Annotated in this window: 11 protein-coding genes and 1 pseudogene; 4 read left to right on the top strand and 8 right to left on the bottom strand. The window is 73.8% G+C overall.

Annotation, left to right across the window (positions count from 1 at the left end):
• Window positions 1–51: 51 nt before the first annotated feature.
• Both MRBLMG1_RS28495 and MRBLMG1_RS28490 read right to left on the bottom strand, forming a co-directional pair.
• A complete protein-coding gene (locus tag MRBLMG1_RS28495) occupies window positions 52–2,136 on the bottom strand; it encodes a SpoIIE family protein phosphatase (RefSeq protein WP_414721666.1) in 2,085 nt (694 codons plus the stop codon).
• 49 nt (window positions 2,137–2,185) lie between these two features.
• Window positions 2,186–3,682: a DUF6777 domain-containing protein gene (locus MRBLMG1_RS28490; protein ID WP_367826999.1), complete on the bottom strand. Its 1,497-nt coding sequence runs from the start codon at window positions 3,680–3,682 to the stop codon at window positions 2,186–2,188.
• Between the two features lie 292 nt (window positions 3,683–3,974).
• Here MRBLMG1_RS28490 and MRBLMG1_RS28485 point away from each other — a divergent pair.
• The 3 genes and pseudogenes from MRBLMG1_RS28485 to MRBLMG1_RS28475 all read left to right on the top strand — a co-directional run.
• Window positions 3,975–4,787: pseudogene (locus MRBLMG1_RS28485) on the top strand (YndJ family protein); the annotation flags it as partial.
• Window positions 4,788–4,957: 170 nt separating this feature from the next.
• Window positions 4,958–5,509: a DUF1990 family protein gene (locus MRBLMG1_RS28480; protein WP_367826998.1), complete on the top strand. Its 552-nt coding sequence runs from the start codon at window positions 4,958–4,960 to the stop codon at window positions 5,507–5,509.
• A 22-nt stretch (window positions 5,510–5,531) separates the two neighbouring features.
• Window positions 5,532–6,956: a lipase maturation factor family protein gene (locus MRBLMG1_RS28475; protein WP_367826997.1), complete on the top strand. Its 1,425-nt coding sequence runs from the start codon at window positions 5,532–5,534 to the stop codon at window positions 6,954–6,956.
• Between the two features lie 82 nt (window positions 6,957–7,038).
• Here MRBLMG1_RS28475 and MRBLMG1_RS28470 read toward each other — a convergent pair whose 3' ends face one another.
• From MRBLMG1_RS28470 to MRBLMG1_RS28460, 3 genes are all read right to left on the bottom strand, one after another.
• Complete coding sequence (locus MRBLMG1_RS28470; protein WP_367826996.1) at window positions 7,039–7,209, bottom strand: hypothetical protein; 171 nt, start codon at window positions 7,207–7,209, stop codon at window positions 7,039–7,041.
• 287 nt (window positions 7,210–7,496) lie between these two features.
• Window positions 7,497–8,981: an SDR family NAD(P)-dependent oxidoreductase gene (locus tag MRBLMG1_RS28465; protein WP_367826995.1), complete on the bottom strand. Its 1,485-nt coding sequence runs from the start codon at window positions 8,979–8,981 to the stop codon at window positions 7,497–7,499.
• A gap of 60 nt (window positions 8,982–9,041) precedes the next feature.
• A complete protein-coding gene (locus tag MRBLMG1_RS28460; protein ID WP_414721672.1) occupies window positions 9,042–9,755 on the bottom strand; it encodes a (2Fe-2S)-binding protein in 714 nt (237 codons plus the stop codon).
• Window positions 9,756–10,047: 292 nt separating this feature from the next.
• Here MRBLMG1_RS28460 and MRBLMG1_RS28455 point away from each other — a divergent pair, with 292 nt between their 5' ends.
• Window positions 10,048–11,106: a DMT family transporter gene (locus MRBLMG1_RS28455; RefSeq protein WP_367826993.1), complete on the top strand. Its 1,059-nt coding sequence runs from the start codon at window positions 10,048–10,050 to the stop codon at window positions 11,104–11,106.
• Here the strand turns inward: MRBLMG1_RS28455 and MRBLMG1_RS28450 are convergent.
• From MRBLMG1_RS28450 to panD, 3 genes are all read right to left on the bottom strand, one after another.
• Window positions 10,987–12,450, bottom strand: a complete 1,464-nt coding sequence (locus MRBLMG1_RS28450) for a transglycosylase family protein (RefSeq protein ID WP_367826992.1) — start codon at window positions 12,448–12,450, stop codon at window positions 10,987–10,989. The genes MRBLMG1_RS28455 and MRBLMG1_RS28450 overlap by 120 nt on opposite strands.
• Before the next feature lie 461 nt (window positions 12,451–12,911).
• Complete coding sequence (locus tag MRBLMG1_RS28445) at window positions 12,912–13,241, bottom strand: GNAT family N-acetyltransferase (RefSeq protein WP_414721665.1); 330 nt, start codon at window positions 13,239–13,241, stop codon at window positions 12,912–12,914.
• 36 nt (window positions 13,242–13,277) lie between these two features.
• The gene (panD, locus tag MRBLMG1_RS28440) at window positions 13,278–13,715 is read right to left on the bottom strand and encodes an aspartate 1-decarboxylase (RefSeq protein WP_367826990.1); all 438 of its coding nucleotides are present in this window, start codon (window positions 13,713–13,715) and stop codon (window positions 13,278–13,280) included.
• Window positions 13,716–13,996 lie beyond the last annotated feature (281 nt).

Below are 13,996 nucleotides of genomic sequence, written 5' to 3'. Positions count from 1 at the left end.
CGTACCGACAGTTACGGTCAAGTACGACCGGTTCACGCTCAGTTAACAAACTCAACGCTCCAAGGTGAACTCGCACCACACGCACTTGCCACCGCCCCGCGGTTCCACCCCCCACACGTCGGAGATCCGTTCGACGAGGAGCAGCCCGCGGCCGGACACCCCCGCCTCCCCCGCCTCCCGGCGCCGGGGCAGTGCGCTGGAACGATCCTCCACCTCCACCCGCAGCCGCCGGACGGGACCCGCCAGGATCCGCAGGGTCACGATCGCCCCGCCGTCGGTGTGCATCAGCGCGTTGGTCATCAGCTCGTCGGCGACCAGCTCGATCTCGTCCGCGCGCTCCTCGGCACCCCAGGCCCGCACCGCGGCCCTGACCATGTGCCGGGCCGAGCTCAGCGCCTCCGGATCGCTCTGGGCCACGTGCTGCCGGAACCGCCCGCCCGGCACCGCGTACCCGCCGTCCCGGCGCAGCAGCAGGATCGCCACGTCGTCCTCGCCACCGCGGTCGGCGACCACGTCGCACAGGTGGTCGGCGAGCTGCTGGAGGTCGCCGGGGCCGCGCTTGACCAGGGAGCCCAGCCACTGGAAGCCCTCGTCGAGGTCGGCGCCCGGCTTCTCCACCAGACCGTCGGTGTACAGCATCAGGGTCTGCCCCGGGTCCAGGTCCAGGGTCGTCACGGGGTAGTCGAGGCGGCCGAACTCCGCCGAGAGCCCGAGCGGCAGTCCGCCCTCCACCGGGATCCTGCGGCAGCCGCCGTCGATCTCCCGCACCAGCGGGTCGACGTGACCGGCCCTGACCACCTGGACGACCCCGGTGGCGAGGTCGATCTCGGCGTACGTGCAGGTGGCGAAGCGTTCGGTGTCCAACTCGTGCAGGAAGACGGAGGCCCGGGCCATCACCGTGGCCGGCGGGTGCCCCTCGGCGGCGTAGGCGCGCAGCACGATCCGCAGCTGGCCCATGACGGCCGCCGCGTGGGTGTCGTGGCCCTGTACGTCGCCGATGACGGCGCCGACCCGCCCGCCCGGCAGCGGGATGATGTCGTACCAGTCGCCGCCGATGTCCCGGCCGAGGCGGGCCGAGCGGTAGCGGACGGCGGTCTGGGCGCCGGGGACCTCCGGGATCCGGCGCGGCAGCATCGCCTGCTGGAGCCCCTCGGCGAGGTCGTGCTCCTGTTCGTACAGCATGGCCCGCTGGAGGCTCTGGGCGATGCTGCTGCCGAGGGCGACGAGCAGGGTCCGCTCGTCCTCGCTGAAACCGGTCTTGTCGCTGTAGAGCAGCCCGAGCGCGCCGATGGGCCGGGCCTGGGCGACGAGGGGCAGATAGACGGCGGCGGTGATGCCGAGCCCGCTGATGTGCGGCCAGAGCACGGGGAAGGAGTCGGCGAAGTCCCGGGCCGAGTCGATGAACCGGGGCCGCAGGGTGCGGATCACCTCGCTCATCGGGTACGGCTCGTCCACCCGGGTGAAACGGGTGCCCGGCACGAAGGCGCCGGCGGGCCCCTCGGCGACGAGGTGGATGCGGCCCGCCTCCAGGAGGCCCATGACGAGGCTCGCGGCGCCGAAGTGCTCCAGGGCGTGCGAGTCGTTGAGCAGGTCGATGACGTCCTGCACCGTGCGGGCGTAGGCGAGGGCCGCCGTGGTCCCCTCGACGACGCCGGCCCGCTGTCTGCGCCCCTCGTCGAGGCCGAGCCGGGCGGCGGACTCGGTGAGCTCGTGGGTGGCGTCGCGCAGGACGCCGACGATCCGTACCGGCCGGCCCGAGTCGTCGCGGTGGACGAGCCCCTGGGTGTGGGTCCACTGGTGGCTGCCGTCCCGGCGGCGGATCCTGAAGTACGCCCCGTACTGGTCGGCGCCCTCCTTGAGCGCCTGCGCCACCATGGTGTCGAGGCGGCGGCCCTCGTCCGGCAGCACCCGCGAGCCGAGCGACTCGGGGCGGCCGTCGTAATCCGCCCGGTCCATGTCGAAGACGTCGAGCGCCGCGTCATCCATGATCATCATGCCGCTGACCAGGTCCCAGTCGAACCCGCCCATGCGGAAGACGGAGCCGTACTCGTGCAGGATCCGGGCCCCGCCGGCCGGCTCCTCCGGCGCACGGCGAAGCCGCTCGACCGCCTCCCCGCCCCCTCTGCCCGCGTTCATGGGGCCACGCTAGGCGCAGCTCCGCCCCTGCGCACCAGGAAGATCGGTTTCACCCTTCGAAGGTCTCGGGCCGGTCCGGCACCGCCCCCGCCGGGAACAGTTCCTCCGGCGGCATCTCCCCGTCCGGCACCGGCACGGTGGGCGGGTCGACGTGCGGCGCGTCCTGCGGGTCGGGGTAGGGGTCCGTCCGGGGATCGGCGAAGGGGTCCGCGGACGGGTCCGGCGAGGGCTCCGTGCCGGGGTCGGTGGACGGGTCGGGGTACGGCTCCGAGGGTGGGACGGGCGGCTCGCTGCCGGTGCCCGTGCCGCCGGTCCCCGAGGAGTCGGGGACCGGGGCGGACGGGACGGAACGCGGCGGTACGGGGGCCGGGGAGGCCGGGTCGGGCGAGGTGCGGCGGTCCGGGGAGCTCGGGTCGGGGGTGGCCGCGTCGGCGAGGGTGCAGGCGTCCGGGTCGCAGTCCGGTTCGACCGCGGGTTTGCGGTCCTCGGCCCCGTCGCTGCCGGTCAGCCGCTCGATCCAGCTGCGGTCGGCGGCGTTCACGATGACGAGGCTGGTGACGACCGTCGTGGTCGGCCGGACGACGATGACGCGGTCGGGGTCGAAGCCGTCCCAGGGGTCGCCCTGGTGGACGCCCTCCTTGACCGCGACCGGGGTGCGCAGCGGGTTGCCGCAGGCGCAGCGGACCCGCGGCGAGCCGTACTGGTCGACGAGGACCGCCGTACCGGTCTGCAGGACCGACTGGAAGGCGGCCGCCCTGCCCGCGCGGTACCCGTGGTTCGTGACCCGGGTGTCGGCCCGCAGGACGACCGGGGTCAGTCCGCGCAGCCAGTTCCCGACGTTGGCCTCGGGAACGCCGGCGGCCTCGGCGAACGCACGGGTCTTGCCCTGGTCCGCGGCGAGGAACGCCACCTGCTGCTCGACGTCGCAGCTGGCCTCCGCGCGCGTGCCGCCGTACAGGCCCGGCGTGGAGCCGGTGACCTCGCGGAGCCGCCCGGACCCGTCGCCCGGTTCCCGGTCCGGGGCGGTCGCGCGCCCGGTGATCCGCGCGGTGGACGCGGTGAAGGGGTCGGGCCCGCCGGCGCCGACCGGCTGGAGCACGATGTCCTGCGAGAGGGCGGCCCGCGCCTGTTCGCCGCCTTGCCCCGCGTCCTCCGCTGCGGAGGAGCAGCCCGCGAGCAGCAGCGCCGAGGCGAGCGCCGCGACCGCCGAGCGCGCGGCGGCCGGCGGGGCCGCGCGGCGGGCCTGGACGGGCGGGGCCGCACCGGAGGCGGAGGCGGTCGAGGCCGTACCGCGGTCGCGGTCGACGGGAGCGGGCGGGAGCGCGTGGTCGGCGGGAGCGGACGGGGCGACGGCGGGAGCGGAGCCGATCGTGCGGTCGGTAGCGACGGGCCGGGGCGCGCGGTCGACGGGAGCGGACCTGATCGCGCGGTCGGCAGGGGCGGGCCGGGTCGCGGGGTCGACGGGAGCGGGTGTGATCGCGCGGTCGGCGGGCGGGGTCGTCCGGTCGGGGGCGGTGTGCCGCGTACGGCGCAAGGGGGTGCGCACCTGGTTCTCCCGCTTTCTCTCCCCGGGGCCCGGCGGCCCGGTTTCCGGCCAGTCCTCCATGTGTGGCGCAGCCCGCGAGGGCCTGCAAGCGGAGGGCGGCCGACCGGGTCCCCGGACACCCGGTCGGCCCGCATCAGCCCGCATCACCGTTCCCGTGCACCGCGACCGCCCCTCGACCCTCGCGGGACCGGCCCACCACCGCACCTCCACTTGAACACGTTCAAGAAAAGTCCTACTCTCAACTCGCCAGTTGAACACGTTCAAGTGGGGGGTGGTGACGCGCATGACCACGCTGTCGGTCCTGGTGGCCGCGGTCGTGATGCTGGGGATGTTCTGGGTCGTCCCGACGGGGCTCACACTCCTCGACGGCCCCAGGCCACCGGGCAGGGACACGCTCCGCCGGGCCTGGCCGTTCCTGGCGGCCCCGGGCGCGCTCGCGCTCTGGCTGCCCCGCTCCGGGCTGTCCACCGCACTCGCCGCCGTCTACGCGCTCGGCACCCTGGCGCTCGCGCTCCAGGCCCCGGCCCGCCTGCTCCTGACCCGCTCCCTGCGACCGAGGGAGACCGCCGTCCTCACCGCCCTGGTCGCCCCGTCCGTCGCCGGCCTCGCGCTGGTCGCCGAGCGGGCCGCGTACCCGCTGTTCGGCTTCGACCTGGAGCTCCTCGCGCTGACCGTCCCGCACTTCCACTTCGCGGGCTTCGCCGCGGCCCTGGTCGCCGGCCTCGTCTGCCGCGCCTCCGACGGCCCCACGGCCCGCTTCGCCGCGCTCAGCGTCCCCGCCGGAACCCTGCTCGTGCTCGCCGGCTACTTCGTCGACGACTGGGCCGAACTCGCCGGGGCGGTCGTCCTGACGGCCGGGATGGCGGCGGTCGCCGTCCTGACCCTGCGCGAGCGCAGGGACCTCGCGGCGGACCCGCTCACCCGCGCCCTTCTCGCCGTGTCGGCCCTCGTCCTCGTCGCCACCATGCTGCTCGCGCTGAGCTGGGCCCTCGGCGAGGCCACCGGCCTGCCGCACCCGTCCCTGACCTGGATGGCCGCCACACACGGCCTCGGCAACGCCCTCGGCTTCGCCGTCTGCGCCCTGCTCGCCCGCCGCCGCCTCCGGCCGGGAGCGGTGCCCGAGCCCGGCCCGGCCGCCGCGCCCAGACCGGCCGCCGCGCCCGGACCGGCCGCAGGGCCCGTCCCCGGCCCCTCCTCGACCGCACCACCCGCCCCGCGCCCAACCGACCCCCACCAGCTCCTCCACCCCCTCCACCCGATAACGGAGATACCGGCATGACCCGTCTCACGAGCGGCCTCGCCCGGCCCGCCCACCCGTGTCCGACCCTCACCTACCGCGAGGTCGAGGCCACCCGCACTCCGGAGGCCCTGCCCGGCGGGTACCACCACCTGCGGCACAGCGTGGTCGTCGGCAGCGGGCGCGCCGCGTTCGAGACCGCCGGCGCGGCCGTCACCACCTGGCGGATGCACCGCGCCTCGGGGGCGACCGTCCGCAGCGAGGCCCGGCGCGCCGAGCCCGGCGTCTCCCTGGAGGTGTCGCTGGGCGTCGGCCGGATGCGGCTCGGCGCGCCCTGCTCGGTGATCTGGACGGCGTACGAGGAGAACCGCGTGGGCTTCGCGTACGGGACCCTGACCGGGCATCCGGAGTGCGGCGAGGAGTCCTTCGTCGTCTCGCTCGAACCCGGCGGCGCCGTCCGGTTCACGGTCACCGCGTTCAGCCGGCCCGCCACCTGGTACACCCGGCTGGCAGGCCCCCTGATCCCCAGGCTCCAGCTGGCGTACGCGCGCCGCCTGGGCCGGACGCTCCGGCGCCTCGTCAGGACGTGATCCGGGGCCGATACTGGAAGCGATGGAATGGTTCACCGCACCCGACCAGTGGCTGAGCCGGATCGTCTTCCAGCGGGGCCTCGCCGGGCTGTACTGCGTGGCGTTCCTTTCGGCCGCCCTCCAGTTCCGGGCGCTGATCGGCGAGCGCGGCATGCTCCCGGTGCCGGAGTACGTGCGCCGGACGCACCCGCGGAACACTCCCTCCCTCTTCCACTGGCGCTACTCCGACCGGCTGTTCGCGACGGTCTCCTGGTCCGGCGCCGCGCTGGCGCTCGCGCTGGTGGCGGGCGCCGGCGACGCGGTCCCGCTGGCCGTGTCGATGCTCCTGTGGTTCGTGCTGTGGGCGCTGTACCTGTCGATCGTGAACGTGGGCCAGACCTGGTACTCGTTCGGCTGGGAGTCACTGCTCCTGGAGACCGGTTTCCTCGCCGTCTTCCTCGGCAACGACGACACGGGCCCGCCGGTCCTGGTGCTCTTCCTGCTGCGCTGGCTGCTCTTCCGGGTCGAGTTCGGTGCCGGCCTCATCAAGATCCGCGGCGACGCCTGCTGGCGGAACCTGACCTGCCTCTACCACCACCACGAGACCCAGCCGATGCCCGGACCGCTGAGCTGGTTCTTCCACCACCTCCCGCGCCCGCTGCACCGGGTGGAGGCCGGCGCCAACCACGTCGTCCAGCTGTTCGTGCCGTTCCTGCTGTTCACCCCGCAGCCGATCGCCACCGTCGCGGCCGGGCTGATGATCGCGACCCAGCTGTGGCTGGTGCTCTCCGGCAACTTCGCCTGGCTCAACTGGATCACCATCGTGCTGGCCCTGTCCGCCGTGGACGCCTCGCCGCTCACCGGCGCCCACCCCCAGCCCGATCCGCCGCTCTGGTACGTGGTGCTCGTCGCGCTGCTGACCGTCTTCGTCCTGGTACGCAGCTACCGCCCGGTGCGGAACCTGCTCTCCCGGCACCAGGCGATGAACCGCTCGTACGACCCGTACCACCTGGTCAACACCTACGGCGCGTTCGGCACCGTCGGCCGGATCCGGGACGAGATCGTCGTCGAGGGCACCGACGACCCGGTTCCGCATCCGGGCACGGTCTGGCGGGAGTACGGGTTCAAGGGCAAGCCGGGCGATCCGCGCCGGCTCCCCCGCCAGTTCGCCCCCTACCACCTGCGGCTCGACTGGCTGATGTGGTTCGCGGCGCTCTCCCCCGGGTACGCGCGCGAGTGGTTCGGCCCCTTCGTCGAGCGGCTGCTCGACGGCGACCGGGACACGCTGCGGCTGCTCGCCCACAACCCCTTCCCGGACGCGCCGCCGACGCTCGTCCGCGCCCGGCTCTACCGCTACCGGTACACGACCTGGCGCGAGCTGCGCACGACCGGGGCCTGGTGGCACCGGACCCTGGTGCGGGAGTACCTGCCGCCGATCCGGCTGCGGGAGCGGGCGGACGGGCGGTGAGCACGTGCACGTGCCTGTGCCCCCGATCGCCGGAACACGCGTTCCGGCGATCGGGGCACAGGGGTGGAATCAGGGTTCCGGCTCAGTCGATGCCGGGCAGGATGTGGGGCTCGGCGAGGTCGTCCTCGTAGCCCGCGAGCCGGATGGGGGCCGAGCGGGCCCACACTTCGAGGTTTCCCAGCTCGCCCTTGCGGCGGGGCCGGTCGATGGGTTCGGCCGGTCGCGGATCCTGCTTCGTCAGTTCGGGTGTCACCGCGCACTCCTTTGTGTCGCGTACCTGTAGGACAAGTGCCGGTCGGTCGCGGTGGCGCCGTTCGTCGGGCGGGACCGCGGCCTTGATGGCAGGCCAGTCCCCGGGCCGGCCGTGAGGAAGGTGTGGCTCCTCGGTGGCCGACCGTGGACCTCAGAGTAACCAAATGAGCGGATCCGCGCTCTACCGGGCTCCAAAGTGTGACGCGATCGGGTGACACAAGTCGAATGAGCGCCCTACCGATCGGTAGAACGCTCATTCCAGACGAACTGCGCGCCGTGCGGCCGGGCCTACCAGTTGGCGGGGGCGTAGTCCTTGAGGAAGCAGCCGTACAGGTCCTCGCCGGCCTCGCCGCGCACGACCGGGTCGTAGACCCGGGCCGCGCCGTCGACCAGGTCGAGCGGGGCGTGGAAGCCGGCCTCGGCCAGGCGCAGCTTGTCGAAGTGCGGGCGCTCGTCGGTGATCCAGCCGGTGTCGACGGAGGTCATGAGGATGCCGTCCGTCTTGAACATCTCCTCGCCGCTGGTCCGCGTCACCATGTTCATCGCGGCCTTGGCGGCGTTGGTGTTCGGGTGGCCCGCGCCCTTGTAGCCGCGGCTGAAGACGCCCTCCATCGCGGAGACGTTCACCACGTAGGACCGGCCGCTCGCGGCCTTCCTCGCCGCCTCGGCCATCACCGGCCGCAGCTTGCTGATCAGGATGAACGGCGCCGTGTAGTTGCACAGCTGGGTCTCGAGGAGCTCCACCGGGGAGATCTGCTCGATGCTCTGCACCCAGGTGTTGCTCTCGACGACGTCCGGCACCAGGCCGCCCGCGTCGATGGCGGTGCCGTCGAGGTGCCGGGCGATGGAGGCGTTGCCCGCGACCAGGGCGAGGTCGGCGACCTGCTGCGGTTCGAGGCCGCTCACGCCGGCGGGCAGCGACGAGCCGCTCACGAGCTCGCCGACCGCGCCGGAGTTGAAGGCGCCGATGACGTGGTGGGCGGGCAGCTCACCGGCGGGCAGCGGGGCGTTCTCGCCGTCGACCAGGGCGGCGTACGCGGACGGCAGCCGGCGCACGGTCTGGGTCGCGTTGTTGATGAGGATGTCGAGCGGGCCGGCCTCGGTCATCTGGTCGGCGAGGGCCACGGCCTGCGCCGGGTCGCGCAGGTCGATGCCGACGACCTCGAGGCGGTGCATCCAGTCCGCGGAGTCCTCCATCGCCTTGAAGCGGCGGATGGCGTCCTTGGGGAAGCGGGTGGTGATGGTGGTGTGGGCGCCGTCGCGCAGCAGCCGCAGCGCGATGTACATGCCGATCTTCGCCCGGCCGCCGGTGAGCAGCGCGCGCTTGCCGGTGAGGTCCGCCCGGGCGTCCCGCTTGGACCGGTTCTCGGCGGCGCACCGCTGGCACAGCTGGTGGTAGAAGTAGTCGACCTCGACGAACCGCGTCTTGCAGACGTAGCAGGAGCGGGGGCGCTGGAGTATGCCGGCGATCCGCCCCTCCTCGGTGACGGAACTGGGCAGGATGCCCTCGGTCTCGTCGTCGATGCGCTGCGCGGAGCCGGTGGCGGTGGCCTCGGTGACCGCCTTGTCGTTGGCGGTCTTGGCCGCCCGGCGGTCCTGGCGGCGGCGCTGCTTCACGGTCCGGTAGATCCCGGCGGTGGCGCGCCGGACGAGGATCGCGTCCGGGTGGTCGACGTCCAGCTTGTCGAGCTCGTCGAGGACGCTCAGGCAGACGGCCAGGCGCTCGGGGTCGACGCCCGGCCCGTAGTCCTGGGTTTCTTCGGTCACCGTCATGGCCTTCGGGTTCCTCGTTCGCTCGTACGTCGCCGTTCGCGGGCTTTCAAAAAAGCAACTTTACGGAGCCGGGGGCCGCCCCTCCAAACCCGTACGGGGAGCGTGGTCGAAGACACAGTCGCCGCACAGGCCGCCGCCGGCACAGCGGTAGTACAGGCAGCAGCTGGCCCGGCGCAGCCGGGGCCCGCGGACGGTGCCGGCCAGGTCGGGGTGGGCGAGGAGGCCCGAGACGAGTGCCGCGGCCCGTTCCGACGCCTCCGGCCGCCGGTGAACGGCCGCCCACCGGGTCAGCTCCCGCAGCGCGCCGGCGAGCGCGGAGCCCGCGTTGCCCCACAGCAGCCGGGGCGAGATCCCGCCGTCGCGCCGCAGCGCCGTGTGCAGCGGGACCAGGTGGGCCTCCAGGACCACGGCGGCGAGGTCGTCCACGGTGGCGGGGCGGGTCGCGGAGCCGGACCACCACAGGTCGTCGGGCGAGGTGAGGGCCCCGTCCCAGTGCAGCTCGCCGGGGGCCAGGTCGGGGAAGTGACCGGACAGCGCCGCCGGTCCGAGGGCGGTCGACCAGAGGCGGGCGGCGAGTCCGAGGTGGGCGATCGACGCCGCGACGCGCCGCTCGGGGCCGCCGAGCCGGGCGGCGACCCGGTCCACGCGCGCGGTGAGGGGCCCGTCCTCCCCCGCGTACAGCCGCGCGAGCGGGCGGTGTGCCCCGCCGCTCTCCGGCGGGGTGGTCCGCAGGGCGAAGAAGCCGCCCACCGCTCCGCTCTCCACCAGATCCACGCGCATGCCCCCCGGTCCTTCGCCGTACGTCCCGTCCGGGCCCGGCCGGAACGGAAAGGAGCCCCTGTCGCAGGCTCGCCGCCCACCGTAGCCGGGCAACTTTCGCACACCGGTTCCACGGCCGACCGCGCGATCGACAAAGGGCCCGGAAAAGCCGCATTCCACCCGGTCCGACCTGCGAAGGCGTACATCCCGAGGCGTACGCGGGGCCCGCGTACTGCGCCGGCGGTACGTGCGAAGACGTCCCCTGGTACGACGACGCGATCGGCCGGGAAGAGAGATCGTGGAAGGTATGAGCCCTCTCGTGCTGTCCGTCCTCCTGGCCCTGGTCTCGGCGGTCGCCTACGCGTCCGCGGCGATCGTGCAGGAGCGGGTCGCGGCCTCCGCCACGGGCCGGGGCTACGCACCGCTGCGCAGCCCCGCCTGGTGGGGGTCCGTCCTGCTCAACGGCGTCGGCGCCGCACTGCACGTCGCCGCCCTCGCCTACGGGCCGCTCAGCCTGGTCCAGCCGCTCGGCGCGCTGACGATCGTGTTCGCGCTGCCCCTGGCGGCGCTCTTCGTCGGCCGCCGGGCCGGACGGCGGGCCTGGCGCGGGGCCATCCTGGCCACCGCGGGCCTCGCCGGACTGCTGAGCCTGACCAGCGGTGCCGAGGCGCAGTCCCTGGCCGACGACGAACGCTGGCTGCTCGCGGCCGCGACGTTCGGCGCGGTCGCGGTCCTCTTCACGGTGGCGCGCCTGGTGGGCCGGTCGGTGCTGCGCAGCATCGCCCTGGCCGCCGCGGCCGGCGTCTCCTTCGGCATCGCCTCGGTGTTCACCAAGGCCGTCGCCGAGGAGTGGACACCCGACTCGCCGCTCGCCGAGTGGACGGCGCTCCTCGTCCTCTCGGCCCTCGCCGTGACCGGCCTGCTCCTCTCCCAGGCCTCGTACCGGGGCGCCGGACTCGCCGCCCCGCTGGCCACCGTCACCGTGGTCAATCCGGTCGTCGCCGCGGCCGTGGGCCTCACCCTCTTCGGCGAGAGCTTCCGTTACGGCACGGCCGGCACCGTCGCCGCTCTCCTCTGCGGCGCGGTGGCCGCGGGCGGGCTCGTCCAGCTCATGCTGGACCGGATGACGGTGACCCCGGACGCGCCGCCCGGTTCCTCCCCGGCGCCCCGCCCCTCGGCCGGAGCCCCGGCCCGGGACACGGGGGTCCAGGGGCCGGCGCTCGACCCGGAGCGGGTCGCCCGGGAGTCAGAGGGTGACGCCCCGGGCCCTGAGGTAGGCCAGCGGGTCGATGTCGGACCCGTACCCGGGACCCGTCCGCACCTCGAAGTGGAGATGCGGTCCCGTGCTGTTGCCGGTCGATCCTGAGCGCGCGATGCGCTGACCGGCGCTCACCCGTTGGCCTTCACGGACACTGAGCGCGGACAGGTGCGCGTACTGGCTGTAACGGCCGTCGTCGTGCCTCAGGACGATCTGGTAGCCGTACGCCCCAGCCCACCCGGCGGAGACGATCCGCCCGCCGGCCACGGCCTTGACCGAGGTCCCGGTGGGGACAGGGAAGTCGACACCGGTGTGGTAGCCGCTGGACCAGGAACTGCCGGGCTTGCCGTACCGGGTGCCGATGCCCGCGGACACCGGGGCCGAGTAGGTGGCCTCGTGGGGCGCGGCGGCCGGCCGGGGTTTGGGGGTCTGCTTCGGGGCGGGCTTCGGGGCGGGCTTCTTCGCCGCCGGCTTCGAGACCGGCTTGACCGCCGGTTTCGGCACCGGCTTGTGCACCGCCTTCGGTGCGGGTTTCGTCGAGGCCGCCGGCGCGGGGCGCGGGGCCGTGGGCCGCGTGACGGGCGGCGTGGACGGCCTGGTCCCGGGGCGGGTCGCCCCGGTCGGCTGGGCGGTCCCGCCCGGTGGCGTGGCCGTGGCGGGGCGGGCGGGCTTGCCGGTGGTCTTCGCCGGGGCCGCGGTCCTCGCCGGGGCGGCGGCCTTCGCCGCCGGGGCCGCCTTCGCCCCGTCCGCCTTCCGGGGAGCGGCGATGCGGAGGGTGAGGCGCTGGCCCGGGTGGATGAGATCGGGGTCGTCTCCGACGACCGACCTGTTCGTCTCGTAGAGGCCCTTCCAGCCGCCCTGGACGTGTTCGTCGCGGGCGATGGCCGACAGCGAGTCACCGGGGGTCACGGTGTACATCTCGCGGACGGCCGGCACGGCGGTGGGGCCGACGTTCCTCGCGGGCTGCTCGGGTAACGCGCGCTGCCCGGGCAGCGAGGCGGTCCGGGGCGCGTTCCCGGCGCGGGACGACGTGCCCTCCGCCCCCCGCTCCGGCGTGGTGTCGGGCGCCTGCCCGCCCCGCGCCAGACCGGCGTGCGGACCGCAGGACGGCCAGGCACCGGGCCCCTGGCCCTTCAGCACGCGCTCGGCGACGGCGATCTGCTGGTCCTTGGAGGCCAGGTCGGCTCGCGGCGCGTAATGCGTGCCGCCGTACCGCTCCCAGGTGGACTGGCTGAACTGGAGCCCGCCGAAGTAACCGTTGCCCGTGTTGATGCGCCAGTTGGAGGAGGACTCGCAGGCCGCGACCTTCTCCCACACATCGAGCGACGCCGCCTGCACCGCGCCCGCCCCGATGAGCGGCAGCGCCATCCCGGCGCCTCCCGCGGTCACGGTGAGCGAGGCACGGTTGATCCGGCTCGGCTGGTGGCGGCGGTGACGTCCGCGTACGGCCATGGGCCCCCCTTGAACACAGCAGCAGCCGTCCAAGTTAGGGGTGGCACACACTCCGTGACAAGGCCTTCGCGCAACCTCAAGCCCCCGGCATCAGCCCCCTGTTGACGCCGGCCCCCGGCCCGCCGGTCCCGGCTGCGGCTGAGGCTCCGGCTCCGGTACGGGCCCACCGGGCTGCGGAGGCGGCGTCGGCGGCGTCGGCGCGGGGTCCGGCGGCGCCGGAACCGGGTTCGGCGGCGGCACCGGCGGAGGCTCCGGCTGCGGGATCGGCGAAGGCGGCAGCGGATCGGGGTAGGGCGGGTGCGTCATCACGGACCTCTCGCTCGACGGGTTCCCCCCTCCCAGGGTGGACCGGCGAACGCACCCGCGCCCGCCGGATCCCGCCGCCCGGGGGTCCCCACCTCGGAGACACGTCCGTCCGGGTGCCGCCGGTCCGGCCCCTCAGACCCCGAGGTCCTCCCGGCTCACCACAGCTCCGGAGTGGCCTTGAGCTGTACCTTCGCCGCACGGACCACGTCCGACGCCGGCACGGGCGCCTCGTCGGGATGACGCTCGGCCCACTTGGCGGCGTACGGGCACAGCGGCACCACGGGCACGCCCTCCCCCGCGGCGATCCCGTAGAACTCGCGCACCAGCGCCCCGGCGATCCCCTTCCCCTCGTGCCCGTCCTCCACGACGGTGTGGACGGCCACCAGAGCATGGGGCTCCGCGTCGAGCACGAAGTAGACGACGACGCCCACGAACATCTCGCCCTCGAACGCCTCCAAGCGCCCGTTCGCCCGATCGTCACGCATCCTCGGCCCTGCTGCCATCCCGCGCTCCCCCTCTGCTCAGCCCCTCACGGGCACGGCGGCGGGCACGGCGTGCGGGGCACGCACCGTGTCACTCCCAGGCACCGGCGCGGACGCGTCGGCCCCCAACTCCACGATGCGGTTGTCCGCGTCCACGTGCACGACACGCGGCACCAGCGTCCGCGCCTCCGCGTCCTCCACCTGCGCATAACTGATCAGGATCACCAGGTCCCCCGGGTGCACCAGATGCGCGGCCGCCCCGTTGATCCCGATCACACCCGACCCGCGCTCCCCCTCGATGACATACGTCTCCAGGCGCGCCCCATTGTCGATGTCGACGATGTGCACCAACTCGCCCGGCAGCAGATCCGCCGCCTCCATCAACTCCACGTCGACGGTGACCGACCCCACGTAATGCAGGTCAGCCTGGGTCACGGTCGCCCGGTGGATCTTGGACTTGAACATCGTTCGTATCATCGAGGTACTCCTGGACATAGGCTCCCTGCCTGCGTTTTTGCAGGTCAAGGGCTGTTTCCACACCCTACAACGAGTCGCAAGTTCGGGCAGCTGTCCCCAGGTTTTTCAGGACTCATGCTGACCACTTGCTGACTTTACTGACGCATCGTCAGACGCCGAGCAGGAGCTTCGCATCCTCTCCCTGCCCCACCGCGACGACCCCACAAGCCTACGCACCACTCCCCCAAGATCCCTCGTGACCACCGTCACTCCGACGATGCGGCAACGCTCCCGCTCGCCAC

Source organism: Streptomyces sp. LMG1-1-1.1 (assembly GCF_040815545.1).
Lineage (GTDB): Bacteria > Actinomycetota > Actinomycetes > Streptomycetales > Streptomycetaceae > Streptomyces.
Note: the sequence above shows the minus strand (reverse complement) of the source record. Positions and strands in the feature narration are given on the sequence as shown.

Coding starts and splice junctions, on each gene's coding strand:
- MRBLMG1_RS28465 (WP_367826995.1), bottom strand. CDS start 8,981: ATGACGGTGACCGAAGAAACCCAGGACTACGGGCCGGGCGTCGACCCC.
- MRBLMG1_RS28475 (WP_367826997.1), top strand. CDS start 5,532: ATGGAATGGTTCACCGCACCCGACCAGTGGCTGAGCCGGATCGTCTTC.
- MRBLMG1_RS28495 (WP_414721666.1), bottom strand. CDS start 2,136: ATGAACGCGGGCAGAGGGGGCGGGGAGGCGGTCGAGCGGCTTCGCCGT.
- MRBLMG1_RS28480 (WP_367826998.1), top strand. CDS start 4,958: ATGACCCGTCTCACGAGCGGCCTCGCCCGGCCCGCCCACCCGTGTCCG.
- MRBLMG1_RS28455 (WP_367826993.1), top strand. CDS start 10,048: ATGAGCCCTCTCGTGCTGTCCGTCCTCCTGGCCCTGGTCTCGGCGGTC.
- MRBLMG1_RS28450 (WP_367826992.1), bottom strand. CDS start 12,450: ATGGCCGTACGCGGACGTCACCGCCGCCACCAGCCGAGCCGGATCAAC.
- MRBLMG1_RS28445 (WP_414721665.1), bottom strand. CDS start 13,241: ATGCGTGACGATCGGGCGAACGGGCGCTTGGAGGCGTTCGAGGGCGAG.
- panD (WP_367826990.1), bottom strand. CDS start 13,715: ATGATACGAACGATGTTCAAGTCCAAGATCCACCGGGCGACCGTGACC.